Origin of the sequence: Kitasatospora sp. NPDC093679 (genome assembly GCF_040683455.1) — a bacterium.
GTDB lineage: Bacteria > Actinomycetota > Actinomycetes > Streptomycetales > Streptomycetaceae > Kitasatospora > Kitasatospora arboriphila.
On record NZ_JBFBDW010000072.1, the window covers coordinates 1 to 22,260 of the forward strand.

Annotated in this window: 19 protein-coding genes and 2 pseudogenes; 17 read left to right on the plus strand and 4 right to left on the minus strand. The window is 73.0% G+C overall.

Annotated features, from left to right (window positions below):
* The 5 genes and pseudogenes from AB0O09_RS35295 to AB0O09_RS35315 all read left to right on the plus strand — a co-directional run.
* A pseudogene (locus tag AB0O09_RS35295) lies at positions 1–219 on the plus strand (hypothetical protein); the annotation flags it as partial.
* 107 nt (positions 220–326) lie between these two features.
* Positions 327–527 carry a hypothetical protein gene (locus AB0O09_RS35300; protein ID WP_363549064.1) on the plus strand — a complete coding sequence of 67 codons (201 nt, stop codon included), beginning with the start codon at positions 327–329 and terminating at the stop codon, positions 525–527.
* Positions 528–745: 218 nt separating this feature from the next.
* Entirely contained in the window at positions 746–1,309 is a 564-nt protein-coding gene (locus AB0O09_RS35305) for a GNAT family protein (RefSeq protein ID WP_363549066.1), read from the plus strand.
* 172 nt (positions 1,310–1,481) lie between these two features.
* Positions 1,482–1,844, plus strand: coding sequence for a hypothetical protein (locus AB0O09_RS35310; protein WP_363549069.1), 363 nt, complete (start codon positions 1,482–1,484; stop codon positions 1,842–1,844).
* A gap of 1,607 nt (positions 1,845–3,451) precedes the next feature.
* A pseudogene (locus tag AB0O09_RS35315) lies at positions 3,452–3,921 on the plus strand (transposase); the annotation flags it as partial.
* Positions 3,922–3,991: 70 nt separating this feature from the next.
* On the opposite strand, the gene AB0O09_RS35320 reads toward AB0O09_RS35315, so the two are convergent.
* A complete protein-coding gene (locus tag AB0O09_RS35320) occupies positions 3,992–4,663 on the minus strand; it encodes a TetR/AcrR family transcriptional regulator (protein ID WP_363549071.1) in 672 nt (223 codons plus the stop codon).
* A 154-nt stretch (positions 4,664–4,817) separates the two neighbouring features.
* On the opposite strand from AB0O09_RS35320, the gene AB0O09_RS35325 reads away from it, so the two are divergent.
* From AB0O09_RS35325 to AB0O09_RS35370, 10 genes are all read left to right on the plus strand, one after another.
* Entirely contained in the window at positions 4,818–5,771 is a 954-nt protein-coding gene (locus AB0O09_RS35325) for a fumarylacetoacetate hydrolase family protein (RefSeq protein ID WP_363549074.1), read from the plus strand.
* A 98-nt stretch (positions 5,772–5,869) separates the two neighbouring features.
* Positions 5,870–7,807: an acyl-CoA synthetase gene (locus AB0O09_RS35330; protein WP_363549076.1), complete on the plus strand. Its 1,938-nt coding sequence runs from the start codon at positions 5,870–5,872 to the stop codon at positions 7,805–7,807.
* Positions 7,804–8,154: a DoxX family protein gene (locus AB0O09_RS35335; RefSeq protein ID WP_363492660.1), complete on the plus strand. Its 351-nt coding sequence runs from the start codon at positions 7,804–7,806 to the stop codon at positions 8,152–8,154. The genes AB0O09_RS35330 and AB0O09_RS35335 overlap by 4 nt, the downstream gene beginning before the upstream one ends.
* Before the next feature lie 441 nt (positions 8,155–8,595).
* The gene (locus AB0O09_RS35340) at positions 8,596–10,362 is read left to right on the plus strand and encodes an FAD-dependent monooxygenase (protein ID WP_363549078.1); all 1,767 of its coding nucleotides are present in this window, start codon (positions 8,596–8,598) and stop codon (positions 10,360–10,362) included.
* 150 nt (positions 10,363–10,512) lie between these two features.
* The gene (locus AB0O09_RS35345) at positions 10,513–11,670 is read left to right on the plus strand and encodes a VOC family protein (protein WP_363549080.1); all 1,158 of its coding nucleotides are present in this window, start codon (positions 10,513–10,515) and stop codon (positions 11,668–11,670) included.
* Between the two features lie 20 nt (positions 11,671–11,690).
* On the plus strand, positions 11,691–13,346 hold the full coding sequence (locus AB0O09_RS35350; RefSeq protein WP_363549082.1) for a bifunctional 3-(3-hydroxy-phenyl)propionate/3-hydroxycinnamic acid hydroxylase: 1,656 nt from the start codon (positions 11,691–11,693) through the stop codon (positions 13,344–13,346).
* Positions 13,347–13,725: 379 nt separating this feature from the next.
* Positions 13,726–14,091: a DUF308 domain-containing protein gene (locus tag AB0O09_RS35355; protein ID WP_363549134.1), complete on the plus strand. Its 366-nt coding sequence runs from the start codon at positions 13,726–13,728 to the stop codon at positions 14,089–14,091.
* Positions 13,997–14,197, plus strand: a complete 201-nt coding sequence (locus tag AB0O09_RS35360) for a hypothetical protein (protein ID WP_363549085.1) — start codon at positions 13,997–13,999, stop codon at positions 14,195–14,197. The genes AB0O09_RS35355 and AB0O09_RS35360 overlap by 95 nt, the downstream gene beginning before the upstream one ends.
* A gap of 619 nt (positions 14,198–14,816) precedes the next feature.
* Complete coding sequence (locus tag AB0O09_RS35365) at positions 14,817–15,803, plus strand: helix-turn-helix transcriptional regulator (RefSeq protein WP_363549087.1); 987 nt, start codon at positions 14,817–14,819, stop codon at positions 15,801–15,803.
* A gap of 108 nt (positions 15,804–15,911) precedes the next feature.
* Complete coding sequence (locus tag AB0O09_RS35370) at positions 15,912–16,316, plus strand: DCC1-like thiol-disulfide oxidoreductase family protein (RefSeq protein WP_363549090.1); 405 nt, start codon at positions 15,912–15,914, stop codon at positions 16,314–16,316.
* A gap of 38 nt (positions 16,317–16,354) precedes the next feature.
* Here AB0O09_RS35370 and AB0O09_RS35375 read toward each other — a convergent pair whose 3' ends face one another.
* Positions 16,355–16,990: a DUF1345 domain-containing protein gene (locus tag AB0O09_RS35375; RefSeq protein ID WP_363549093.1), complete on the minus strand. Its 636-nt coding sequence runs from the start codon at positions 16,988–16,990 to the stop codon at positions 16,355–16,357.
* Positions 16,991–17,205: 215 nt separating this feature from the next.
* On the opposite strand from AB0O09_RS35375, the gene AB0O09_RS35380 reads away from it, so the two are divergent.
* Positions 17,206–18,204, plus strand: coding sequence for a DUF4232 domain-containing protein (locus tag AB0O09_RS35380; RefSeq protein ID WP_363549095.1), 999 nt, complete (start codon positions 17,206–17,208; stop codon positions 18,202–18,204).
* 52 nt (positions 18,205–18,256) lie between these two features.
* On the opposite strand, the gene AB0O09_RS35385 is transcribed toward AB0O09_RS35380, so the two are convergent.
* A complete protein-coding gene (locus tag AB0O09_RS35385; RefSeq protein ID WP_363549097.1) occupies positions 18,257–19,285 on the minus strand; it encodes a hypothetical protein in 1,029 nt (342 codons plus the stop codon).
* Between the two features lie 217 nt (positions 19,286–19,502).
* Here AB0O09_RS35385 and AB0O09_RS35390 point away from each other — a divergent pair, with 217 nt between their 5' ends.
* Positions 19,503–20,030 carry a hypothetical protein gene (locus AB0O09_RS35390; RefSeq protein ID WP_363549100.1) on the plus strand — a complete coding sequence of 176 codons (528 nt, stop codon included), beginning with the start codon at positions 19,503–19,505 and terminating at the stop codon, positions 20,028–20,030.
* 410 nt (positions 20,031–20,440) lie between these two features.
* Here the strand turns inward: AB0O09_RS35390 and AB0O09_RS35395 are convergent, their stop codons facing one another.
* A complete protein-coding gene (locus AB0O09_RS35395; protein WP_363549103.1) occupies positions 20,441–22,129 on the minus strand; it encodes an RICIN domain-containing protein in 1,689 nt (562 codons plus the stop codon).
* Positions 22,130–22,260 lie beyond the last annotated feature (131 nt).

Below are 22,260 nucleotides of genomic sequence, written 5' to 3' on the forward strand. Positions count from 1 at the left end.
TACGGCGCCCCGACGCTGTACGGCGCCGTGGCGGGGATCGTCGACCGCCGCCCGGTGCCGGACGAGTTCGCCGACGCCGTCGACTGCTTCCGGGCCGAGCGGATGCGAGCCGCCGTCGAGACGGTGGAGCGGAATCGGGCTGATGGCCGGCAGCGGGCGGTCCGCGGCTCGGTGTTCGTGACCACCCAGGAGTTCCGGGCCGCGCTCGCCGACCGGTAGGCGCCGCACACAAGCCGCCCGGGTTCGGCCCGGGCGGATGACCGACTCGGGCGCGGCGGAGGGAAACGGGATGTGTACCGGCCTGGCGGCCGGTCATACTCCCTGGCGTGAAGCATGATCGTCGCCCGCCGGGCCTGCCCGAGTTCTCCGCACCCGTAACCGACCGGCCGACGGATACCGGCCGGGTCCTGCTGCCGCCCGTGGACCGGGCTCTGTTCCTGCCGCCGCCGGCCGCCGAACCGCCCGCCCCGGCCGCCGCGCGCCGGCCTCTGGTCGGCGGCGGCCTGGTGTTCTCCAGCGGCACCTGAGAACACGGCACGCACCAGACGGCGAACAGCGGCAGGAACACCGTGTGTTCACACCGCTTTTGCAGGTCAGGGCCATGTGGGGATGGAAGTTGCCGGGGTGGCGCTTGTCATGGCCTGACGGTGACGCACATGGGAACGGCGAGGACGAGTTGTTCATGACGGGGAAGCCGGGCCCGGTCGGTTACGCTGGCGGCCCGCGACGAGGAGATATCGGATCGATGACCATGTTTTCGCTGCCCGTTACCACCGAGCGGCTGGTCATGCGTCTGTTCACGCAGGACGACCTCGATGACTTGTGCGCATACCAGGGCCTTCCCGAAGTCGCCCGGTACCTCTACCGGCAACCACTCACCCGTGAGCAGTGTGCCCGGAGTCTGGTGAAGCGCGCGGCCGGCACGGAGTGGGCCAAGGACGGCGACGACCTGGTGCTCGCCGTCTGCCGGACCGACGGGGCAGACGTTGTCGGCGAGATCGTCCTGAAGCTGGCGAGTGCGCAGGCCCGCCAGGCCGAGATCGGCTGGATCTTCAACCCCGCCTTCGGCGGCCGCGGCTACGCGACCGAGGCGGCACGCGCAGCCGCCGAGCTGGCCTTCGACGAACTGGGTGTCCACCGGCTCTTTGCCCGCCTCGATGTCCTCAACACCGGGTCGGTGCAGGTGTGCGAGCGTCTCGGCATGCGCAGGGAGGCGCATTTCGTTGAAAACGACATCGACGGCGAACGCTGGGGCAGCGAGTACGTCTACGCGATCCTCGCCCGCGAGTGGAAGGCCGACCGGACGTGATGAGAGGCCCGGCAGCACGGTTCTCACGCAGCCCACAGCGATACCCGTGACGTCGGGCCGCTGTTGCCCAGTCCGCACTCCTGATCGCCGGTCCGCCGGACGGCGGGGTCACGGAACCAGGCCGAGCCGCCCGGTCGTCACCGGAAGGAGCCGGTGTCCTAATCTGGACCTCATGTCGAACCCTGACGGGCTGCTCGTCGACATCGCCGCGATGGTCGAGTCCGAGCACAACAACCAGATGTCGCTGACCGTGGTGGTCCCCGGAGCCGTGATCACCGGCAGGCTTGCGCCAGTGGCCCTGTGGTGGGAACGAGTTGCAGAGGTCCTGCAGGCCTCGGATCACCTGAAGCCGTTCGCCGCCCTGTTCATCCCGCCCGTCGACGCCTCGCTCGCACGTCCCACTCATCTCCATCTGCACCGGGCGAAGATCCTGCAGGGAGACTTCGGGCTCCCTCACACCGGCGGCATGTACCGCATAGCCATCGAGGACATCAGCAGTTGGACGGTCGGGGACCTCAGCTACTCCGACGCCTGACAAGGACCCGGCCGCCCGGGGTCCAATCCGCCTCCCGTCCGGCTCGGCGACGGGCCGACGCGGCGGTCGATGCACGTGGTGGCGGGTACGGGGCCGATACAGCCGGCGGCCAGGGGTGCTCCGGTGTCCTTCGTCATGGCACGAGCCTGCAGGGGGCGGGTCGCCGAGAGGTGCGCCGGCTCCGGTCGGCGGTGTCAGCAGCGGTGGTCGGCGGCCAGGATGCGACGGGCGAGAGCCCGGGTGAGCCGCACACTGCAGGGCCCGCAGGGCTGACCGAGCCGTGAGGAACCGGCACCGTGGCAGGTCGCGCAGTCCGCGTCGGCGAGGCGTACCCCCTCCGAGCCCGAACCGTCCGTTGTCCTGCGCATGTGCACCACCGTCCTGTCCCGCGAGCACGTCGCCCGCTGCCACCGGCAGCACGCCGTATCGAAGACGGAACGTAGTCCGCCACTGGACCATCCGAACGTTGCGGCATTTCCGCAACGTTTGGGCGCGCAGCGCGCAGTCGGCCGATCATCCGGCCGGGTGATCATCCGGCCCGCGATCCCGGCCTGCCCGCGGACACCGTTTTGGCTGCGGCGCCGTGCATCCGTCCTGCCCCGCGTACTGCTCTCCTGGCCGTTCGTTCTTCCAGTGCCGACTTCCTGGGGTGCGGCCCGGTGGCCTCCTGGCAGGAGCTCGGCTCCTGGCCGTCCTCGTTCGGTGGGAGATTACCGATCGCCGGGGCGAGGGAAAATCTGTTCCGGCCGGAGTAGACATTGCCGATCGGCGCGGTTATGGTTTCTCTCGTAGCCAGGAGTCCAGAGTGACCGGCAGACACGAACTGCCGGGGAGTGGTGAGTAGTTCGCAGGTCGGCACGGTTGCGGGGTTCTGAAGCCAGGGTTGTGTGCAGTAAGGCGACGGAACCGGCGACCGGGCCCGGTGGCCCGCAGGTACCAGGGGCCGCCACGAGTGGTGCCCGCTGGCTGAGTTCAGTGGGTGAATGGTGCAGTACCAGCAGTTGCAGGATTCGGTATCCCAGTGAAGGCGCCGGGCTGCGGGCGCGCGTGCTGGGAGGTTCGGCCAGCGGAGTCCCAGAACCCGGGCAGGTGCCGGGGGAGGGCCGGCTGCCGGACCGGGCGGCCTTCCGGGCCGCCGCGGCAGTACCAAGCAGGTGGCAGTACCAGCATTTCCCGCACTATCAGCAGTGGCAGTACCGGCAGTACCGGATGGTTGGCAGTACCAGGTAATACCGGCGAAGGATGAACGGAGGGGACGAAGCGCCATCAGGATCGCCCGGCCCGTGAGGGTCCTTTCCGGGCGGACACCGCAGACCCCAGAGTGTGAAGGACGTTGGTTTCCGGTCACGCATACGCGATCCCGGCACGCCTCATCCCCGGGGCAGTGCCCACAAGGAAGCCGGCCCAGGGCCGGTGGATGGTGATATATCCCTTCGGGGCCCCGAAGCCGCAATGGCGCCGGGGCCCCTCCACGCGCTCCCAACCAGCTCGCACGACCCCACCCGAATCGCATGTGAAAAAGGTGCAGCGGCCGCGACCGCCGTCCGACCCCATACCCCGGAGTCCGACTCCGGCGCCCGCCCGGGTTCCGGCACCGGTTCCAGTGGTGTCGAACCCGCTACGCGCGCAATCTGCTCTCCCAGGTTCCGAAGTCCGCCCAGCCCTGGGTCGCCACGTTGCTGCGGACCGTCTTCGAACAGCCCGACGCGGGCGCGGTCCGAAAGCAGATGGCCACCGTCATCGCCACCCTCGACGAGCGATTCCCCGGGGCCGCACAGCACTTGGAGAGCGCCCGCGAGGACCCGCCGGCCTTCGCCGTCTTCCCCGGAGGGTCTGGAAGTCGATCTGGTCGAACAACCCGCAGGAGCGGCTGAACAAGGAGATCCGGCGTCGCACCGGCGTGGTCGGGATCTTCCCCGACCGGTCCTCGATCATCCGGCTCATCGGGGCGGTGCTGGCCGAGCAGAGCGACGAATGGGCCGAACAGCGACGCTACATCGGCTCCGAGATCCTCGGCCGCTGCCGCCTCCACCCGATCGAGGGAGAAACCCCCGAGAGAGCATCACCACAGCCCTGACCGCCTAGCCTGAAACCGGATCACCGAGTGGCCGTCGATACACCACTCCAGCGGACGTGACCCGCCCATGTCAGGTCCGGGGCAGCGGTGGCAGGGGCCGGGTGGCGATAGCCCGTGCTTCGGTGCGCGTCATGCCGAACATGCGCAGCAGGCGGAAGGCCAGTTGGTCGGAAACATGCGCGGCATCGAGGTCCGGGCGGGTCTCCAGCAGGTGGAGCACTCCGAGCAGGGCGCCGCCGACCATGGCTACGGAAGTGCGCGGGTCGTCGATGTCCAGCCGTCCGTCGTCGGCGGCGGCCCGTAGATCCCGCATCGCCCGAGGTGCCAAGCCTCTGTCCGAGGTGAGATGGGGCATGCCTGTGCGGACGAGAATCCTGGCGATCTGCGGGTGGGTGCGCTGCAGCCGACCGGTCAGGCGGATGCTGGCGGCGAAGATCTCCGCGGGGTCCTTGAGGTCTCCCGCCACGGATTCCAGGAGTTCGCCGTGTTGCTCCAGGGTGAGGGCGACGGCGGCGTCGAACAGCTCGTCCTTGCTGGTGAAGTGGTTGTAGAAGGAGCCGAAGCCGACGTCCGCCGCCTCGGTGATCTCTTGGATGCTCACGTCGGTTCTCCCTTGCTCGGCGAGAAACCCCTGCGCGGCGGCGATCAGAGCGGCTCGGGTGAGCGCCTTGCGCCGGTCCAGGCGGTTGGGTGCGCGGCTGGGGGTCCGGCTATCGGCCTTGCTCTGTGGTCCGGTACTCATCCCTCCACCTTACCCGTGAATCAGTTTTGAGTTTTTCATCAACACTGATGGCTATTGACGATGCTGTCATCTGGACTGATTCTTTCATCACTGCTGACTGGAGCTGCTCGCAGGAGTGGTCCGGTCGGCGCCCGTCCAGGACTCAGGAGAGCCGATGAGTATCCAGGTCGTCCGCACCGCAGACGGCTGGTGGGTGGAGAGCGGCACAGGACGGCTGCACCGCGTCGACACCGACGCGAACACCACCGCTGGCCTGCTCGCCGACCGTTCCGCCGTGCAGCAGGCGGCCGCCCGCGCCGCGGCTGCCCCCGACGCCGGGCCTTCCGCGCGAGAGGCGGAGCTGCTGTCGCCCGTCACCACCCCCTGCCGGGTGGTGGCGCAGATGGTCAACTACCGTTCCCACGCGGTGGATTCCGGGTTCGACCCGGACACCGTCCCGCCCGCGTTCTTCCGCAAGGCCTCCGGGTCCGTCAGCGGCCCCTACCAGCACATCGTCCGGCCGCCGCACGTGCGGTTCCTCGACTACGAGGTGGAGCTCGGGCTGGTGATGGGCGCGGACCTGCCGATCGGCACCGAGGTCACCGACGCCACCCTGGCGGAGTACGTCGCCGCGCTGGTGGTTGCCGACGACGTCAGCGCGCGTGACCTGCAGCTGCCCAAGACGCAGTTCTACGAGTCCAAGTCGTACCCGACCTTCACCCCGCTCGGGCCCCGGCTGCTCCTGGTCGATGCCGACGATCTGGCCCGCCTGCCGGACCTGCGGCTCACGCTGAGGGTCAACGGGGCCACGAGGCAGGACCGCACCACCGCGGACATGATCGTCCGACCCGCGCGTGCCCTCAGCCTTCTGGCCCGCTTCCAGAACCTGCAGCCCGGTGACGTCCTGCTCACCGGCACCCCCGGCGGCACCGCCCTGAAGTCTCCGGGCAGGCTCCTGACCACGCTTGCCGCCCTGCTGCCCCCGCACAAGCGCTGGCAGAAGTTCTTCGCCCGCCAGCTGGCGAACCCCGACTACCTCAAGGACGGCGACGCCGTCACGGCCCGTATCGCCACCGATGACGGCGCACTCGATCTCGGTGAGCAGCGCACAGTGGTGCGCGCCCGCTGAAGACTCCCGGGACCCCCGCCGGGACCGGCCGGCCCGGCATCCCCGTACCGGGCCGGCCACCTGACCCCATCCCTCCCTCACCCTGCAAAGGCGCACAGGTGACACTCACACCCACCGACCTGCTGTGGCCCGCCCCCGAGAGCATCGCGGACCTGGCTGCGATCGAGGCCGTTCCGCTCCATGAGCGCGGCCTGCCCGGCACCACCTACGACACCGTGCTGCGCGCCGCCCGCCTGTGGCCCGACCGCCCGGCCCTGACGGTGCTGCCCGACGCCGCGCGCTTCCTGAGCCCCACCACCGTGACCTTCGCGCAGCTGCGCGACCAGGTGCACCGCGCCGCCAACCTGCTGCGCGCGCTCGGCGCCACCCGCCGCGCCGCTGTGGGCCTGCTCGCGCCGAACACCGCGGAGCTGCCCGCCGCCCTGCTGGCCGCGCAGGCCGCGGGCATCGCCGCCCCGGTCAACCCGGGCCTGGCGTCCGAGCACGTCGAGCAGTTGCTGCGGCGCGGCGGCGCGCGGGTACTCATCGCCGCCGGTCCACAGCTGGATGCACAGGTGTGGGCCACGGCCCGGCAGGTCGCCGCGGCCTTGCGGCTGGACGCACTGCTGGCGCTGGCCCCAACCCTGCCGGAGGGCCCAACCCCCGCTCTGGACCCCATCGAAGGCGTACGCGTCGGCTACCTCACGGAGCTGGCCGCCTCCCATCCCGCAGACCGGCTGGTGGACATCGAGCCCCCGGCCGCCGACGACCTCGCCGCCTACTTCCACACCGGCGGCACCACCGGAACTCCCAAGCTCGCCGCGCACACGCACGCCAACGAGGTCGTCGACGCCTGGACGGTGGCCGCGAGCATCCCCCTCGACGAGGACTCGGTGATGTTCGCGGCGCTGCCGCTGTTCCACGTCAACGCCCTGATCGTCACCCTGCTCGGCCCGCTGCTGCGCGGCCGGGGAGTGGTGTGGGCCGGGCCGCTGGGCTACCGCGATCCCGAGCTGTATCCGGTGTTCTGGAAGCTGGTGGAGCGCCATCGCATCGCCGCCATGTCCGGCGTGCCCACCGTGTACTCCGTCCTCGCCCGTGTCCCCGTCGACGCGGACATCTCCAGCATGCGGTTCGCCGCCGTCGGCGCCTCGCCCCTCCCGCCCGCCGTACGGGAGTCCTTCGAGGAGCACACCGGCATCCCGCTGTGCGAGGGCTACGGGCTGACCGAGGCGACCTGTGCCTCAGCCCTCGGCCTGCCCGGTCACACCCGGCCCGGCAGTGTCGGCCGACGCCTGCCCTACCAGCAGGTCAAGACCGTGCGGATCGACCCGAACACCGGCGAGCGGCACGACCTGCCGCCCGGCACCACCGGGGTGCTCGCCGTCCGCGGCCCGGTCGTCTTCGCCGGGTACGTTGCCGAGCACACCGCCCGGGGACCCCGCCTGGAAACCGCCGGGAAGATCCGCGGCGGCTGGCTCGACACGGGCGACCTGGCCCGCATCGACGCCGACGGCTTCATCCATCTCGCCGGCCGCGCCAAGGATCTGATCATCCGCGGGGGCCACAACATCGACCCCGCCGCGATCGAGGACACCCTCCTCGCCCACCCCGAGGTCACCGCCGCCGCGGCGGTCGGCCGCCCCGACCCCCACGCGGGCGAAGTGCCCGTCGCCTACGTCACCCTCGCCCCCCGCGCCCAGACCAGCCCCGCCGAACTGCTCACCTGGGCCACCGAACGAGTCCCCGAACGCGCAGCCGCCCCGCGCGAGGTGCTCGTGATCGACGCCATCCCGCTCACCGCCGTGGGCAAGCCCTACAAGCTCGGCCTGCGCCTGGACGCCACCCGCCGCGCGGTCCACGCCGAACTGGCCGCCCAGGGCGCGGACTGCGACCCGGAGCTCATCCTGTGCCGGCCGCACGACGGCGGTGTCCACGTCACGTTGCCCGCCCTTGCCGACGAAGCGGCACGACGCAGGGTCGCCGCAGCCCTGGACCGCTACGTCCTGCACTGGCAGTACGCCCCCGGTAAGCCACCTGAGAGAGAAATCCCGTGAGCACCACCGCCATCGTCCTCGCCGTCCTCCTCGCCGGGACATTCCTCCTGCTGGGAGCGGCCAAGCTCGCGGCAGTCCCCGCGATGCGCCAGGCCGCGGCCCACGTCGGCATGACCACCACCCACTACCGCCTGCTGGGTGCTCTGGAGGTGGCGGCAGCGGCCGGTCTGCTGCTCGGCCTGCGGATCACCGCGCTCGGTGCCGCCGCGTCGGTCGGCTTGATCCTGCTCATGGCCGGAGCCGTCGTCGTCCATCTACGCAGCGGTGACCCGGCGGCCCGCTGCCTGCCGGCCGTCGTCGTGGGCGTGCTGGCCGGAGCCCATCTCGTCGTGCTGGCCGGCGGCTGAGCGCCCCGCTGGAAGTACCGCGATGGGCCGTCAGCCGCCCGCGGCGCCGTCGTGGCTGGTCGCGCCGTTCCCCGCGCCCCTTCAGGGTGCTGCCGAATCGCAGCGGACTTCGCCGGACCCGCTTGGCAGCGCCGCCGGGACCCGAGGAGCATCACGACGAGCCGCATCGACGTCCGCCAGCACCTGCCGCCCTGTGCCTCCACGCCAAGGCCGACGTAGCGCGGCATCCGCGCTCAGGGCCACTGCCGCAGGCCGCCTTCCTTCTTACGGCCGTACGGGGCCCGCCGCATCTTCACCGCCTTGGCTGCCGAGGCGCTGCGCGCCTCCGAATCGACATCGCTGTTCCCGGCGACCGGGGAAACGCCCCTGGCCCTCTTCCCCTGCCTCTCCTGACCCGCCCCCACCCCGTGGCACCGAGCCGTGACATCCCATGGAGTACCCATGAACGACATCGACGTTCCCGTCCTCATCGTCGGCGGAGGCGGTGCGGGGCTCACCGCCTCCATGCTGCTCAGCCGCATGGGCATCGAGTCCCTGCTGGTCACCGCCTGGCCCAGCACCTCCGTCCTGCCCAAGGCCCATGTCCTGAACCAGCGCGCCATGGAGGTCATGCGCGACGCCGACGTCGCCGACACCGTCTACGCCGCCTCCACCCCGGCCGAGGAGATGTCCCACACCGCCTGGTACGTCGGTCTGGCCGGCGACCATGAGGACCACGGCCGCAGGGTGGCCCTGATGGAGGCCTGGGGCGCGGGCGGGAACTCCCCGGAGTGGCTCGCGGCCAGCCCCGAGCGGCAGGCCAACCTGCCCCAGATCCGCCTGGAGCCGGTCCTGCGCGCACGCGCCGAGGAACTCTCGCCCGGCAGGGTCCGCTTCCATCACGAGCTGACCGGACTCGCCCAGGACGGCGAGGGCGTCACCGCCGTCATCACCGACCGCGACAGCGGCGAGACCTACCGGGTGCGGGCCCGGTACCTGCTGGGCTGCGACGGCGGTCGTACCGTCGGGCCCGCCCTGGGCATCGTGCAGGAGGGCGTGCGCGACCTCGCCCGCGTGGTCTCCTTCCACATCTCCGCCGACCTGTCCCGCTGGGCGCGCGACCCGCAGGTGCTGATCCGCTGGCTGTGGCTGCCCGACCTCGGCATTCCCGGTGTTCTCGTCCCCATGGGCCCCGACCACTGGGGGCCCGAGTCCGAGGAGTGGGTCTTCCACCTCAACTACGGGCCCGATGACGGCCGCGCGCTGGAGGACGAGTCGGTCCTGGCCGACCTGCGCACCGGGCTGGGCCTGAACGAAGAAGATGTGACGGTCCACATGATCTCCCGCTGGAGTCTGGAAGGCGTGGTCGCCGACCGCTACCGTACCGGCCGCGTTCTGATCGCCGGCGACGCCGCCCACCGCCACCCGCCCACCGGCGGCCTCGGCCTGACCTCCGCCATGCACGACGTCCAGAACCTCGCCTGGAAACTCGCCGCCGTCCTGAACGGCCATGCCGGCGACTCCCTGCTCGACACCTACGAGGCCGAACGTCGCCCGGCGGACGCCACCAACGTCCAGCGCTCGCTGGAGAACGCCATGAACCACATCGCCATCAACGCCCTCTTCGGCGGCGGACCCGAGGCCGGCGAAGAGGAGAACTGGCGCCAGGCCCGCCGCCTGTGGAGCGAGGACCCCGCCGACGTCGACTTCCGCCGCACCTTCCTGGCCGCCGTGGCCGCCCAGTCCATGGAGTTCAACGAACTGGGCGTCGAGTTCGGCTACACCTACGACTCCGCGGCCGTCGTCCCCGACGGCACCCCCGCACCCGACAACCCCGACCCCGTCCGCATCTACCAGCCCGCCGCCCGCCCAGGACACCCGCTGCCCCACGCCTGGCTGGAGGACCTCGACGGCCGTCGCACGGTCCTGGCCCACCTGGTGCGCCCCGGCCGCCTGCTGCTGATCGCCGGAGAGGACGGTCAGGCCTGGCGCGAGGCCGCCGAGAAGATCGCCGCCGAGAGCGGGCTGCCGCTGGACGCCATCCGGATCGGCCACGTCGACGGCGACTACCGCGACCCGCGCTCGACCTGGACCGCCGCCCGCGGCCACACACCGCAAGGCGCCGTCCTCGTACGCCCGGACCGCTTCATCGGCTGGCGCGCCCACGGCGCGGCCACCGACCCGGCCGCCGAACTCACCACCGCACTGGACTCCCTCCTCGCCCGGTAGGAACCGCCCACCTGCCGTGCCACCCGGCCCGCCGACCGGCGCCGCAGCCGGCGGGCCGGGCCCGACCCTCACCCACGCCTCACCTCCGGGGCACCGCGGCACCCGTCCCGTCCCCGCCACAGGTCGTGGAGACCACAGGAAGGAATCCCCGTGAACGACCCGACACCCACCCCCACCCCGGTCCCCACCGCCGACGCCCACCAAGGACTGCACAGCGAACGGGGCGCCCGGCGCGGAGAGCACCCCGGCCGCGCCGCCCAGCCCGTCATCAAGGTGGTCGACCTGGCCTGGCTGGAGTTCACCAAGCCCGACCTGGACAGGGCCGAAACCTTCGCCCACGACTTCGGGTTCACCACCGCCGCCCGTACCGATGACGTCCTCTATCTGCGCGGCGCCATGGCCGGCCCCCACTGCCTGGTGATCCGACGCGGCCCCGCCTCCCGGTTCATCGGCCCCGCGTTCCGGGCCGCCGACGCCGCCGACCTCGACCGGCTCGCCCGCGCCACCGGCCACAAGGTCCGCACCCTGACCGAGTACGGCGGCGGCCGCGCCGTGGACCTGCTCGACCCCTCCGGCATCCCCGTCCGCGTCGTACACGGCGTCACCGAGCAGCCCGCGCGACCGCTGCAGCAGCCCCTGGTCCTCAACACCGGCGTCACCACCGCAGCCTCCCGCATCAACGCCACCCAGCGCCCGCCCCGCAAGCCCTCCCAGGTGCAGCGCCTGGGCCACGTGGTGCTCTCCACCCGGGTCTTCCGGCGCGCCCTGGACTGGTACCTGCAGCACCTCGGCCTGATCGTCAGCGACTTCCTCTACCTGGACGGCCAGCGCGACCGCGGCCCCACCATGGCCTTCATCCGCTGCGACCGCGGCAGCGAACCCGCCGACCACCACACCCTGGCCGTGCACCTGGGCCCCGACACCGGCTATGTCCACTCCGCCTACCAGGTCGCCGACCTCGACGCGCTGGCCGCCGGCGGCGCGTACCTGCGCGAGCGCGGCTACCACCACTCCTGGGGCATCGGCCGGCACATCCAGGGCAGCCAGATCTTCGACTACTGGCGCGACCCCGACCGCTTCATGCTGGAGCACTATGCCGACGGCGACGTCTTCGACAACACGCTGGACCCCGGCTGGGCCGCGATGTCCGCCTCCGGCTTGGCCCAGTGGGGCCCGCCCGCCACTCGGGACTTCCTCGGCACCACCCCGTCGCCGGGGGTGCTCCTGCAGGCGATCTCCGCGCTGCGCGAGGACAACGAAATCGACCGCGCCCGTCTGGTGGGCCTTATGAAAGCCCTGAGCAAGTGACCGCCACCATTCCTGAGCATGTGCCCCTCGTGGTGATCGGCGCCGGACCCACCGGACTGACCGTCGCCACCCTCCTCGCCCGCCATGGCGTGCCCGCCCTGGTCCTGGAGCGCCACCGCGCCCCGTATCCGCTGCCCCGCGCGGTCCACCTGGACGACGAGGTGCACCGCATCCTCCAGGCCACGGGCATCCATGAGACGTTCAGCGCGATCGCCCGTCCCGCCCGCGGCATGCGGCTGCTGGACGGCTCCCACCGTGTCCTGGCCGAGTTCCGTCGTGACAACCCGTGCGGCCGGTACGGCTTTCCCGAAGCCAACATGTTCGACCAGCCCGAACTCGAGCACCTGATGCGGGACAACGTCCGGAAGCACCCGCTGATCATGCTGCGCGGAGGCATCGAGGTCACCGCCGTGGCCCCGCCCCCGCACGGTGGCGTTCCGGTGCGGGTCTCCTTCCGGGACGAGGACACCGGTGCCTCCCACGCGATCCTGGCCGACGCCGTGCTGGGATGCGACGGCGCGGGCAGCCTCGTCCGCGCCTCCATCGGCTCCCGGATGCAGGACCTCGCCAACCCCCAGCAGTGGCTGGTCGTCGACGTCCGCTGCCGCCTGCCGCTGCCCGCCTGGGACGGCGTCCACCAGATCTGCGACCCGCGACGGGCGGCCACCTACATGCGCGTCGGCGAGGACCGCTACCGCTGGGAGTTCCGCCTGCGCGCCGGCGAGCGGCCGGAGGAGCTCACCGACCGCGGGCGTCTGCTCGCGCTGATCGCCCCATGGACGCAGGGCATCCCCGATGACGAACTGCACGTCCTGCGCACCGCCACCTACACCTTCCGCGCCCAGGTCGCCGACCGCTGGCGCAACGGCCGCATCTTCCTGCTCGGAGACGCCGCCCACCTCACCCCGCCCTTCATCGGGCAAGGGATGGGCGCGGGCATGCGCGACGCCCACAACCTCGCCTGGAAGCTCGCCCGAGTCCTCACCGGCCGCGCGAGCGGGGCCCTGCTCGACACCTACCAGGCCGAACGCCACCGCCACGCACGGCAGTTGATCCGCACCGCCGTGGCCGTCGGCGCCCTCATGACCGGCGGCGGAACGGGCACCGCACTGACCCGCAACGCCGTCCTGCCCGTCCTCTCCCGCCTGCCGGGCACCTCCTCGCTCGTGCTGTCCGCCGTCAGCCCGCCGCTGAGACCGGGCCCCCTGGCCGGCTCCCGCCGCCCGGGACACCCGCGCCCCGGGACACTGTGCCCCCAGCCGCTGCTCCCCGACGCCGCCGGCGGCCCGCGCCTGCTGGACGACCTGCTCGGCGAGGGCTTCGCGCTCCTGGCCACCGCACCGCTCAGCCCGGCCCTGCACGCGCTGGCGCGGACGCTGGACGCCCGCGTCATCCACCTGCACGACTCCCGACGACCACGGCCAGGCACGGGCGGCGCCGAGCACCGCACCGAAACCGATCCGGGCACAAGAGACCTGGTCCGCTGGATGGGCACCGCGGGCGCCGTCCTGCTCCGCCCCGACCGCGTCGTCCTTGCCACCGCGGCCCGCCCCCGTCGCCCCGGCACCACGTGCGGAGACGACCTCGCGGCCACCTCGGCGGCCTGGGCATCACTGCTGTGCGGCAGCGGCCGCGCAGCCGAGGACACTCCGACCGTGGTCACGGAACCACGATGACGACGGCCGTGTCCGCCTCGCGGAGGCGCCTCCGGTCCCCACCGGCGACCGGAGCGCCTATGTCGCCGTCCAGGCAGGCATCGAACAAAAGGCTCTCGCCGTCTGGTCCCGGCGCTTTGTTCAACCTGGTCAGAGGACAGGCCAGCACTCGTTTGAGCCTCCATGAAACCTGGGGAATTCCAATGACGCCCCCTGCATCCTCGCCGCGCGGCACAGGACCGGGGCGGGAGTAACGACGGAGGTGGCGCGATCCGACCACGCTGTTCCCGGAAGGAGCAGGCGCCATGACATCCCCACCGATTCTTCAGACGCCGGCATGCCGCGCGGCACCGAGCCACAAGACGACTCCACCACCGAACTCCTGGACTCCGTGGCGAACATGGGGCGGCAGATCCTTCTCACCACGGGCGTGGCCTCCACCGCCCTGGGAGTCGTCGCCCTGTCCTGGCCGCGAGAGACGCCGCGCGTCGTCGGTGTGCTCTTCGGCGTCTACCTGCTGGTCATCGGTGTCTTCCAACTGGCCGCCGCCTTCGGCACGCACGTCCCCGGGCATCTTCCTGCTGCGCGGCGTCATGGCGACAGCCGCCGCCGTCTCCGCCCCGGCCATGCCGGCGCGCGGGGGGATGCTGTTCTCCGGAATCATCGACATGATGGCGGGCACCGTGCTGATCGTCTCGCCGTTCACCTCGATCGGCGCTCTCACGCTGGCCGCGGGCATCATGGCCATAGCCCTCGGCATGTTTGAGGTGTTCCACGCTGTCGAGCTGCGCGTGGAGGCCGGCCGCCCGGCTCCCGGCGCAACGGCCGAGCGACGGCCTCTGTTCCGCTCCCGGCCGCACCCCCAGCACTGACCGCGACGGCTCCGGCGCCCCCCACACGTCGGCGGCGTCCTTCGGGACCGACAGACCGAAGTGCCTGACGGCGTCGGCATACTCGAGGTTGTTCCCCGTGGTGGTCGGGCAGACGCGGGAGTCGCTCTTCGCCACGTGGTTGTCGGGAGGCCCGATGGACGCGTCCATCGCGGCCACGGCTCCCCAGCCGAGCAGCCCCAGGATCACCGTCGCGCCGCCGGCCAGGTACAGGGCCACGCCGAGCCGGCCCTTCCACTCCGGGCGCCGCTGCGGCAGGACTGCGCCACCGGCCGGGCCGTCGGCGGCGTCGCCCTCCAGCCGTTCCCCTGTCACGTTCCCCCCATGTTCGAGTGCCTGCCCGGGCCCCCGCCCGAACACCGCGCGCAGCGCGGTGACCGAGCGGGTCGCACGCGGAGCGCCGCCGGACGGGAGCAGCCTGGCACAGAATTTGAACGCGTTCAAGGTGTGTCGATCCGCCCGTGTGCGTCCCGGTGCAGGGGCCCGGCCGCTCGTGGGCCGGTGGGTGTCGGGGACCGTGCGTGCCTGCGTTTCCCGGGTAGGCGCGTAGGGTCGGCGGAGGCAGGGAGGGTGTTCCGAAGTGAGAGGGGCGGTGAGGACGATGGCTTCCGCGGTCGAGGGCGGCACGGTGCCGGTCCTCCGCACGTCCTTCGCGACGCGGGACGCCGACGAGGCGCGGGACTTCCTCGACGCTGCGTACGGCTCCAGCCTGCGCCTGTCGGGCCTGAGCGGCGGAGCGAGCCTGCGGTACGAGCGGATCGACGCCGGCCTGTTCACGGTGGACCGGATCACCCTGCCGGGGACGCTGTCCTTCGCCTGCGAGCCCCTGGACGCGATGATCGTCAACGACGTCCGCGCCGGGCGGCTGGAGGTCGACTCCGAGGGCAGCGAGGAGCGCGCGGGCGCCGGGAGCCTGGTCCTCAACCCGGCGGGCGTGCCGTACACGGCGCAGAGCAACGGCTGCACGATCAACAGCGCCAGCCTGGCCGCCGGGGTCGTCCGCGACACCGCCGGCGTCCCGATCGGCGGGCGGACCGCACCACTGCGGTACGCGGCCGCTCCGGTCGCCCCCGCCACGCCCGCCGCGGCCCGGCTGTGGCGCGCCGCCGTCGACCTGGCCGCCGACCAGTTCGGCCGCGACCAGGCGCTGCCGGCCCTGTTGGTCTCCAACACCGCCCGGCTGCTCGCCGCCGCGGCGCTCGCCGCCTTCCCCGCCCGGGTGGCGCCCGACCCCGCACCGGCCGACGAGACGGACGCCACCCCCGCGACGGTGCGGCGGGCGACCGCGTTCATCGCGTCGCACGCCGACCGGGACATCACCCTCGCCGAGATCGCCGACGCCGCCTGCGTCACCCCCAGGGCGCTGCAGTACGCCTTCCGCCGCCACCTCGGCACCACCCCGCTCGCCCATCTGCGCACGGTGCGCCTGGACGCCGCGCACCGGGAGCTGCTGGCCGCCGATCCCGCCACCGCGACGGTCACCGGGATCGCGATGCGCTGGGGCTTCGGCCACGTGGGCCGGTTCGCCGCCCACTACCGGGAGGCGTACGGCACCACGCCCAGCACCACCCTCGGCCTGCGCACCTGAGCAGCCGCGTCCGAGCGGCGTCCGGCCCGCTTCCCGTCGGCCCGCTTCCCGCCGATCCGCTTCCCCCTTCCCGGGGCGCCCGGCCGGTTCGGGAGGAGAATCGGGAGTATGGCGGAGGTCCTCCGGGTTCCCGTGCTGCTCTTCGACGGGGACTGCGCGATGTGTACCGGCTGGGTGGCGTGGGCGGAACGCCACCCGGGAGCGGTCCGGTCGTCCGGTGAGTGGGAGGCGGTCGCCTGCCAGTTCGTCGACCTCCGCGCGCTGGACGCCTGTGCGGGCGGGCGCGGACTGGTGACGGCGGAACGCGTCCAGCACGGGCCGCTGTGGCTCACCCCCTCGGGCAAGGTCTACGGCGGCCTGGAGGCCGCTGCCCGCGTGCTGATGCGCTCGGGCGGCGCGTGGCCCTACGCGGGCGGCCTGCTGGCCCTGCCGCCGGTCCGCCTGCTGGCCCGGATCCTCTGCCTGCCGGCCGCGAGGCGCTGGCACCCCACCCGCACCGGCGGCGCACCCTGAACCGTCACCGTCATCGGCGGACGCGGACGGCAGTTCTCCTAGCCGGTCACGATGCCCGTGACGAGGTTGATGGTGGTGGCCAGGATGCTCGTGCCGAACACGTAGGAGAGCAGGCAGTGGCGCAGCACGACGGCGCGGATCGCGGTGGTGGTGACGCTGGTGTCGGACACCTGGTAGGTCATGCCGAGGTTGTAGCTGAAGTAGAGGAAGTCCTTGTAGGAGGGCGACTCGTCGGAGTTGAAGTCGATTCCGCCGGTCGGGGGTGCGAGGTAGAGCTCGGCGTAGCGGGCGGCGTACATCAGGTGCAGCGAGGCCCATCCCATGAAGACGCCGCCGAGTGCGGTCGCTGCGGCGGCGTGGCTGTCACCGGACCTGCCGAGCAGGAGCAGCAGCACGATGCCGGTGAGGCCGCCGATCGCCGCCGAGACGACGACGAGCTCCTCCAGGAGGGGCCGGAAGTCCTCGCGCCGGGCGTTGCGGCGGGTCGCCTCGGCGTCCATGGGCCACAGCGCGATCCACCCGGCCGCGACGAAGAAGGTCTGGGCCGCGGTGATGCCGGCGAGAACGCCCATCGACAGGTCGCGCAGCTGCCAGACGAGGACGCCCACCGCCGCTCCCGCGATCAGCGCTCCGTTCAGTCGCGGCAGGGCGGATCGCAGTGACCACAGGCTCATGCGCCTCACAGTAGCCACCCCGCCGCGCCCGGCGGCCGACCTGCTGCGCCGCCGGCGCGCGTGGCGGGACCGGCCCGGCCGCGTCGGGGTCGTACGCGCTGCTGCGCCCTGATCCCGCGTCGGTCGGTGGGCGGACCCGCGGCTGTGACAGGGCTGTTGCCCGAAGTGTGAGCGTCGTCACGGCCCCTGACGGCCGGTCATGGTCGGCTCTGGGGATGCGTCGTTCCCGTACCACCTCTCCGGTCCTCCTGGCCGCGGTCCTCCTGGTGCTCACCGCGTGCGGCTCGGTGGCCGCCACCGGTTCGCGGGCCCCCGCCCCGCCGGGTGCCACGTCCGCCTGCGGCATTCCGACGGGCCCTTCGGCGTCGGCGTCGGCCGGTGGTCCGGCCGAGCGGGAGGTGGGTGGTGTCCGGATCACCGGCTCGGGTCCGCTCTGCACCGAGTTCGAGGTCACCAACCGGGGCAGCGAGGCCTTCACCTACACGATCACGTTCACCCACCTGTCACCGTCCGGGCAGGCGATGTGGGTCGGCAAGCAGACGGTGGCGGACGTCGCTCCCGGCCGGACGGTGTCGGGCACCGTCGTGCCGAGTGCACCGCCCTCGCCCCGCCTGACCGAACGGCACCTGCCGGGCGCCGTACCCGGCGGAGCGAGTGCGTCCGCCTCCGCGGACGGCGGGCGGGTGCGGATCACCAAGGTGCGCAGCGTTCCGAGCAAGGAGGCGTCGGCCGAGTCGGGGACCTGCCCGCCGTCCGGGATCCGGGTGTACGCCGACGAGGGCGATGCCGCCATGGGGTTGCGCGCAGTCGGCCTCCACCTGGAGAACTGCGGGTCGGGCACCGTCGACCTGAACGGCTATCCGGAACTCCAGGTCGTCGACGAGGAGCACAGGCCCGTCGGCAGCGTGCAGATCCTGCACGGCGGCAACGCCGTCTCGACCGGCACCGGCACCGACGACCCGCCCGGTCCGGTCACGCTGGCGCCCGGCGAGCAGGCCCACGCCGGGCTGGTCTGGCGCAACACCGTGGAGTCCGTGACGGGCGAGTCGGTGAACGCGCCGTACCTGAGGGTCCGGGCGAAGGCGGGTGCCGACCCCGTGACGGTGATCCCGGAGCTCGACCTGGGCACCACGGGGCGGCTCGCCGTCGGCGCGTGGAGGAAGGACGACACGCGCGGCGCGACCCCCACGAGCACCCCGGGCATCCCGCGCTGACCGGCTGCCCGTGCCGGAGGCGCACGCCTGCGCGCCTCGGCGGGGCGGCCGGTCAGCGCCCGCAGGCCCGGCACGGCGGCCGGGTCCGGCGGTGGTAGGACAGCGCGGCAACCCCCAGGCCGAGGCCCCACAGCCAGTAGGCGGGCATCGCGACCCAGAGGAAGGACAGCGGCAGCGCGCCGTCGTGGGCCACCGGGTGGACGGTCTCGCCCACCAACTGGCCGATGCCGACGCCGAAGTACACCAGCAGTCCGACCGAGATCGCGCAGGCCGGCCCGAGCAGCAACAGCCGCGGAACGCGCCGCCGGCCCAGCAGCGGCATCCGACCGGGGAACACCTGTCCCCACCGGTGCACCAACGACAGCGGCAGCACGGTGCCGGCCAGCACGAAGCCCACCTCGAACACCGCGAGGGACGCCGCCTGCGCGGTGTCCAGCCGCCTCGGGCCGGCGAACCCGAGGGCGTACTGGGCGAGGATCCGCAGCCAGCAGGACGCGACCGCCCCGTACGCCGCCCACAGCGCCCATCGCGGCGGCCGGGCCCGCCGGTCGGGATCGAGGGGCCCGCCGGTGCGGCTGCACCGCGGGCAGTCGCCCCACCACCGGCGCCGGTGGCCGAGCGCGGCGGCGGCCAGCAGCACCGACACGGTCAGGCAGCCGGCCCGGCTGAGGAAACCGGTGAGCGAGAAGGGGATGTGCAGGCCCGGCAGCAGGCCGCCGACCACGTCCAGCAGCAGGAACGGGCAGCTGAGCAGCAGGGCGCCGGCCACCGCTGCGGCGGCCGCGAGCAGCCGCGGCCGGGGCCGGCGCGCCGTGTGCAGGGCGCGGGACAGCACCGCCGCCCCGGTGCACAGCACCACGGAGCCCCAGGCCGGGAAGACCAGCAGGTCGGTGCCGAAGCGGCCGAAGGACGGTGCGTGGCCGAGCGCCCACCAGGCCTGCAGGAGGCCGTAGCAGGTGGCCGCGGCGAGCGCGGCCGGCGCCGCGCGGGCCGTCCGGCCGGGAGCGTCCGCCGCGTCGGGACCGCCCGCCCGGGGCGGGACCGGCACGGCCGGAGCGGTCGGTGGCGCCTGATCTGCCATGCCGTCCACGCTAGGTCGGGCCGCCGGGACGGGGCGTCGGCCGGCGGGAGGAGCGGTCTCCTCCGTGGGAGGGAGGTCCGCGTTCGACTCACGCACGATGACGTCGACTCGCTTGCCTGCCCGGGGCGGTGCTCCGGGAGATGCGAGTGTTCCCGTCCAACGGCCCGATGCGCCTTCGGTCTTCCGCATGTCGTACCCGTGGTGAAGGATCGGCGTCATGACGGAGCAACGGACGAACGGGGCGTCGCCGGCCGACGCGGCCAGCAGGTACCTGGCGCAGCTCGGTGAGCGGCTGAGGGCCGACGGCACCCAGGTCACCGCGGCCGACTGGTGCGACCACGGCGTGGTGGTGGGCAGCCGGGGGGACCGCAAGCTGCAATGGTTCGGCACCAAGACCGAGCTGTTCGTCCTCGCCGCGGTCGTCCCCGAGGTCGACGGCACCGCGCTGGCCGAGTTCACGGGATGGGCGATGGACCGGGCCAAGCACATCCGCAGCGGTCTGCCCGGTGCCCGGAACGCGGCGACGGTGTTGCCGGCCCTGATCAGCAGCAAGGTCCAGCCGTCCGCGGCACAGTGGGCCGCAGCGGACGCCCGGCTCCTGGGGACCACCCTGATCGGTCGGCCGATCGCGGTGGAGGTGCCGGCGTCCGGGGCCGCCCGGGTCGCCATGTACCGGGGCGGCACCGCGTGGGGCGGGCTGTTCACGCGGCACGTCCTGGAGAAGGCCGCGCTCTACTTCCCGTGAGCGTGCCTTCCGTGAGCGTGCCTCCCGGGAGAGTGCCTCCCGGGAGTGCGCTTGCCGGGCGTGAATCCGTGCCGTGATCGCCGACACCGCCGGTGAGACCGCCTCGGGAGCCCCGGATGGCAAAGCCTTGGCAAAGCAGCGGGTCGATCGGCCCGCATCGCCGTCCCTTCAACCAGTAGCACGGCGAGTGCCGGGACGGTCCGGCGGCGACCCTGGTCGGCGTCACCGGACCTCCCGGCCCCGCGGCTGCCGCGCCGGCCGGGCACCCCAGCCCCGGCCGGCGCCTCACGTCTCCTCGGCCGTGCCCTTCTCGCCGGCCCGCCGCTGCGCCCGGCCGGGTTCGTGGAGCTCAGTGGCCCCCGCGCCGTGCCCGCACCCGCGGCCCCGCAACGCCGCGTCCCGACGCCCGGTCAGACGGTGGTGAAGAGGAAGTCGTCCTTGGCGTAGTAGTTCGGCTGGTGGACCAGCGGTGAGCCGACCTCGGCCGGGCCCGGCCAGATGTCACCGGGCCCGAGCAGGTGGTCGGGGTAGTCGCTCTTCGTGACGCACGGGGCGAAGTGGAGGCGGAAGGCGGTGTTGGTCTGGTTCGGGACGGACTTCCACAGCTGCTCCTCGCGGTCGGTGAGGCACGCCCGCAGGACGACGGTGACCACGTTGCCGCCCTGGGTGGTGCCGTCCAGGCAGCGGCCGTCCGCCGCATTGCGCACCTGGAGCAGTCCGCCGCTGTTCAGCGGGAACTGCCAGCGCTGCGACGTGCTGCCGTCGCAGGTGGCGAGGTGGACGCCGGCTGCGTCACGGCCGTCCGGGCTGACGCACAGGCCGGAGCGCACGTTCACGAGGCGGAAGGCGGGGATCCGGGGGGTGGGTGACGGCGGCGGTGTGTCCTGTGCAGTGGGTGAACCCGATGCGGGGGAGGGGGAGTTGCCGTCCGCGGTCGGGGTGGCGGGTGTCGACGGTGCGAGTGCGGTGGGGGAGGGATCCGGCGGTGGCGTGGCCCGCAGCATGGTGGGCGACGGGGAGGGCGGAGCCGGAGCGGCCGCGGTGGGTTCGGTCCGGTGGGGGCTGATGTTCGCGGCGGCCATGGTCAGGATGCCGAGGCCGAGGGCCAGGAGGGCGAGCCTGATGGTCCTGTCGGAGGGGCGCCGCAGGGGGTTGGTGGCCGGGGCCGGGCGGCGCTGCACGGAGGGCGGCGTGGGCGGGACGGGCGGCGTGGGCAGGACGGGTGGCGGAGGCGGGAGGGGCGGCCCCGGCGGTGGGGTGGCCGGGACGGTGCCGGTGGGAGGGAGCGGCAGGACCGCGGTGTCGCCGGGTTCCGGCTCGCGGTCGCCCGTCCAGAGCAGCAGTCCTTCGAGGAGTGCGGGGCGCTGCCAGGTGTGGATGGCGGTGAGGTCCGCGCGGGCGCGCGTGCAGGCGGTGCACTTGGCCAGGTGGCGGTCGAGGGTGTCGTCGCCGATGCCGCGGCGGACGGTGTCGCCGAGCCTGGCGGCCAGCTGGCGGCAGTCCCGGCGGGGCGCGTGCGCCACGTAGTACCGCAGGTAGGCGCTGTAGAACCGCTGCACGGGATCCGGCTGCGGCAGTTCGGCACCGGGGGCGTCGACGGCCGGCGGCGGGGGAGCCGGTTCGGCCGCGTCCGTCAGGCCGCGCCACAGCTCGCCCTGAAGGGCGTCGGGCAGCTTCCGGAAGGCCTGGAGGAGTCCCGAGTTCGCCTCGGCCGCGGTGACGGCGTCCCGCGCGGACCCGCCGGCGGCGCCCTGCACGGACGGGGCGAGGGGCTCCGCGCGGGGAAGGGTGCGGAGCCAGGCCGCGAAGGCGGGTGAGAGCAGCGCGCTGCGCCCGTCGTCCGCCCAGGAGGCGGCGGTGCGCCGGGCGGCGGCCAGCAGCCGTGGCTGCCGGGCGCGGGCCGGACCACCGCCGCGGGGCGCGGGTTCGAGGGTGGCCGCGAAGACCTCCTCGACGAGTTCTCGTGCTGCTCGTTCGTCTCGGCACAGCCGACGGGCGTAGGCGACGAGGGCGTCGTCGCCGCGGGAGGCCGGCGGGTGCGCGGGCGGTCGGTGCGCGGGTTCGACGTCCGGGTGCGGGTCGGCGGAGGGGTCTGACAACGGCGTTCCTTGCGCTCGTTCCGGTTCCTGCAGGGAAAGACCGTCCCGCCCGCCGAACGTCCCACATCTTTGCCAAGTCTTTGCGCAGGCGTGTGTTGGTGCCTCGGGGGGCCACGGGATGAGCGCGAACG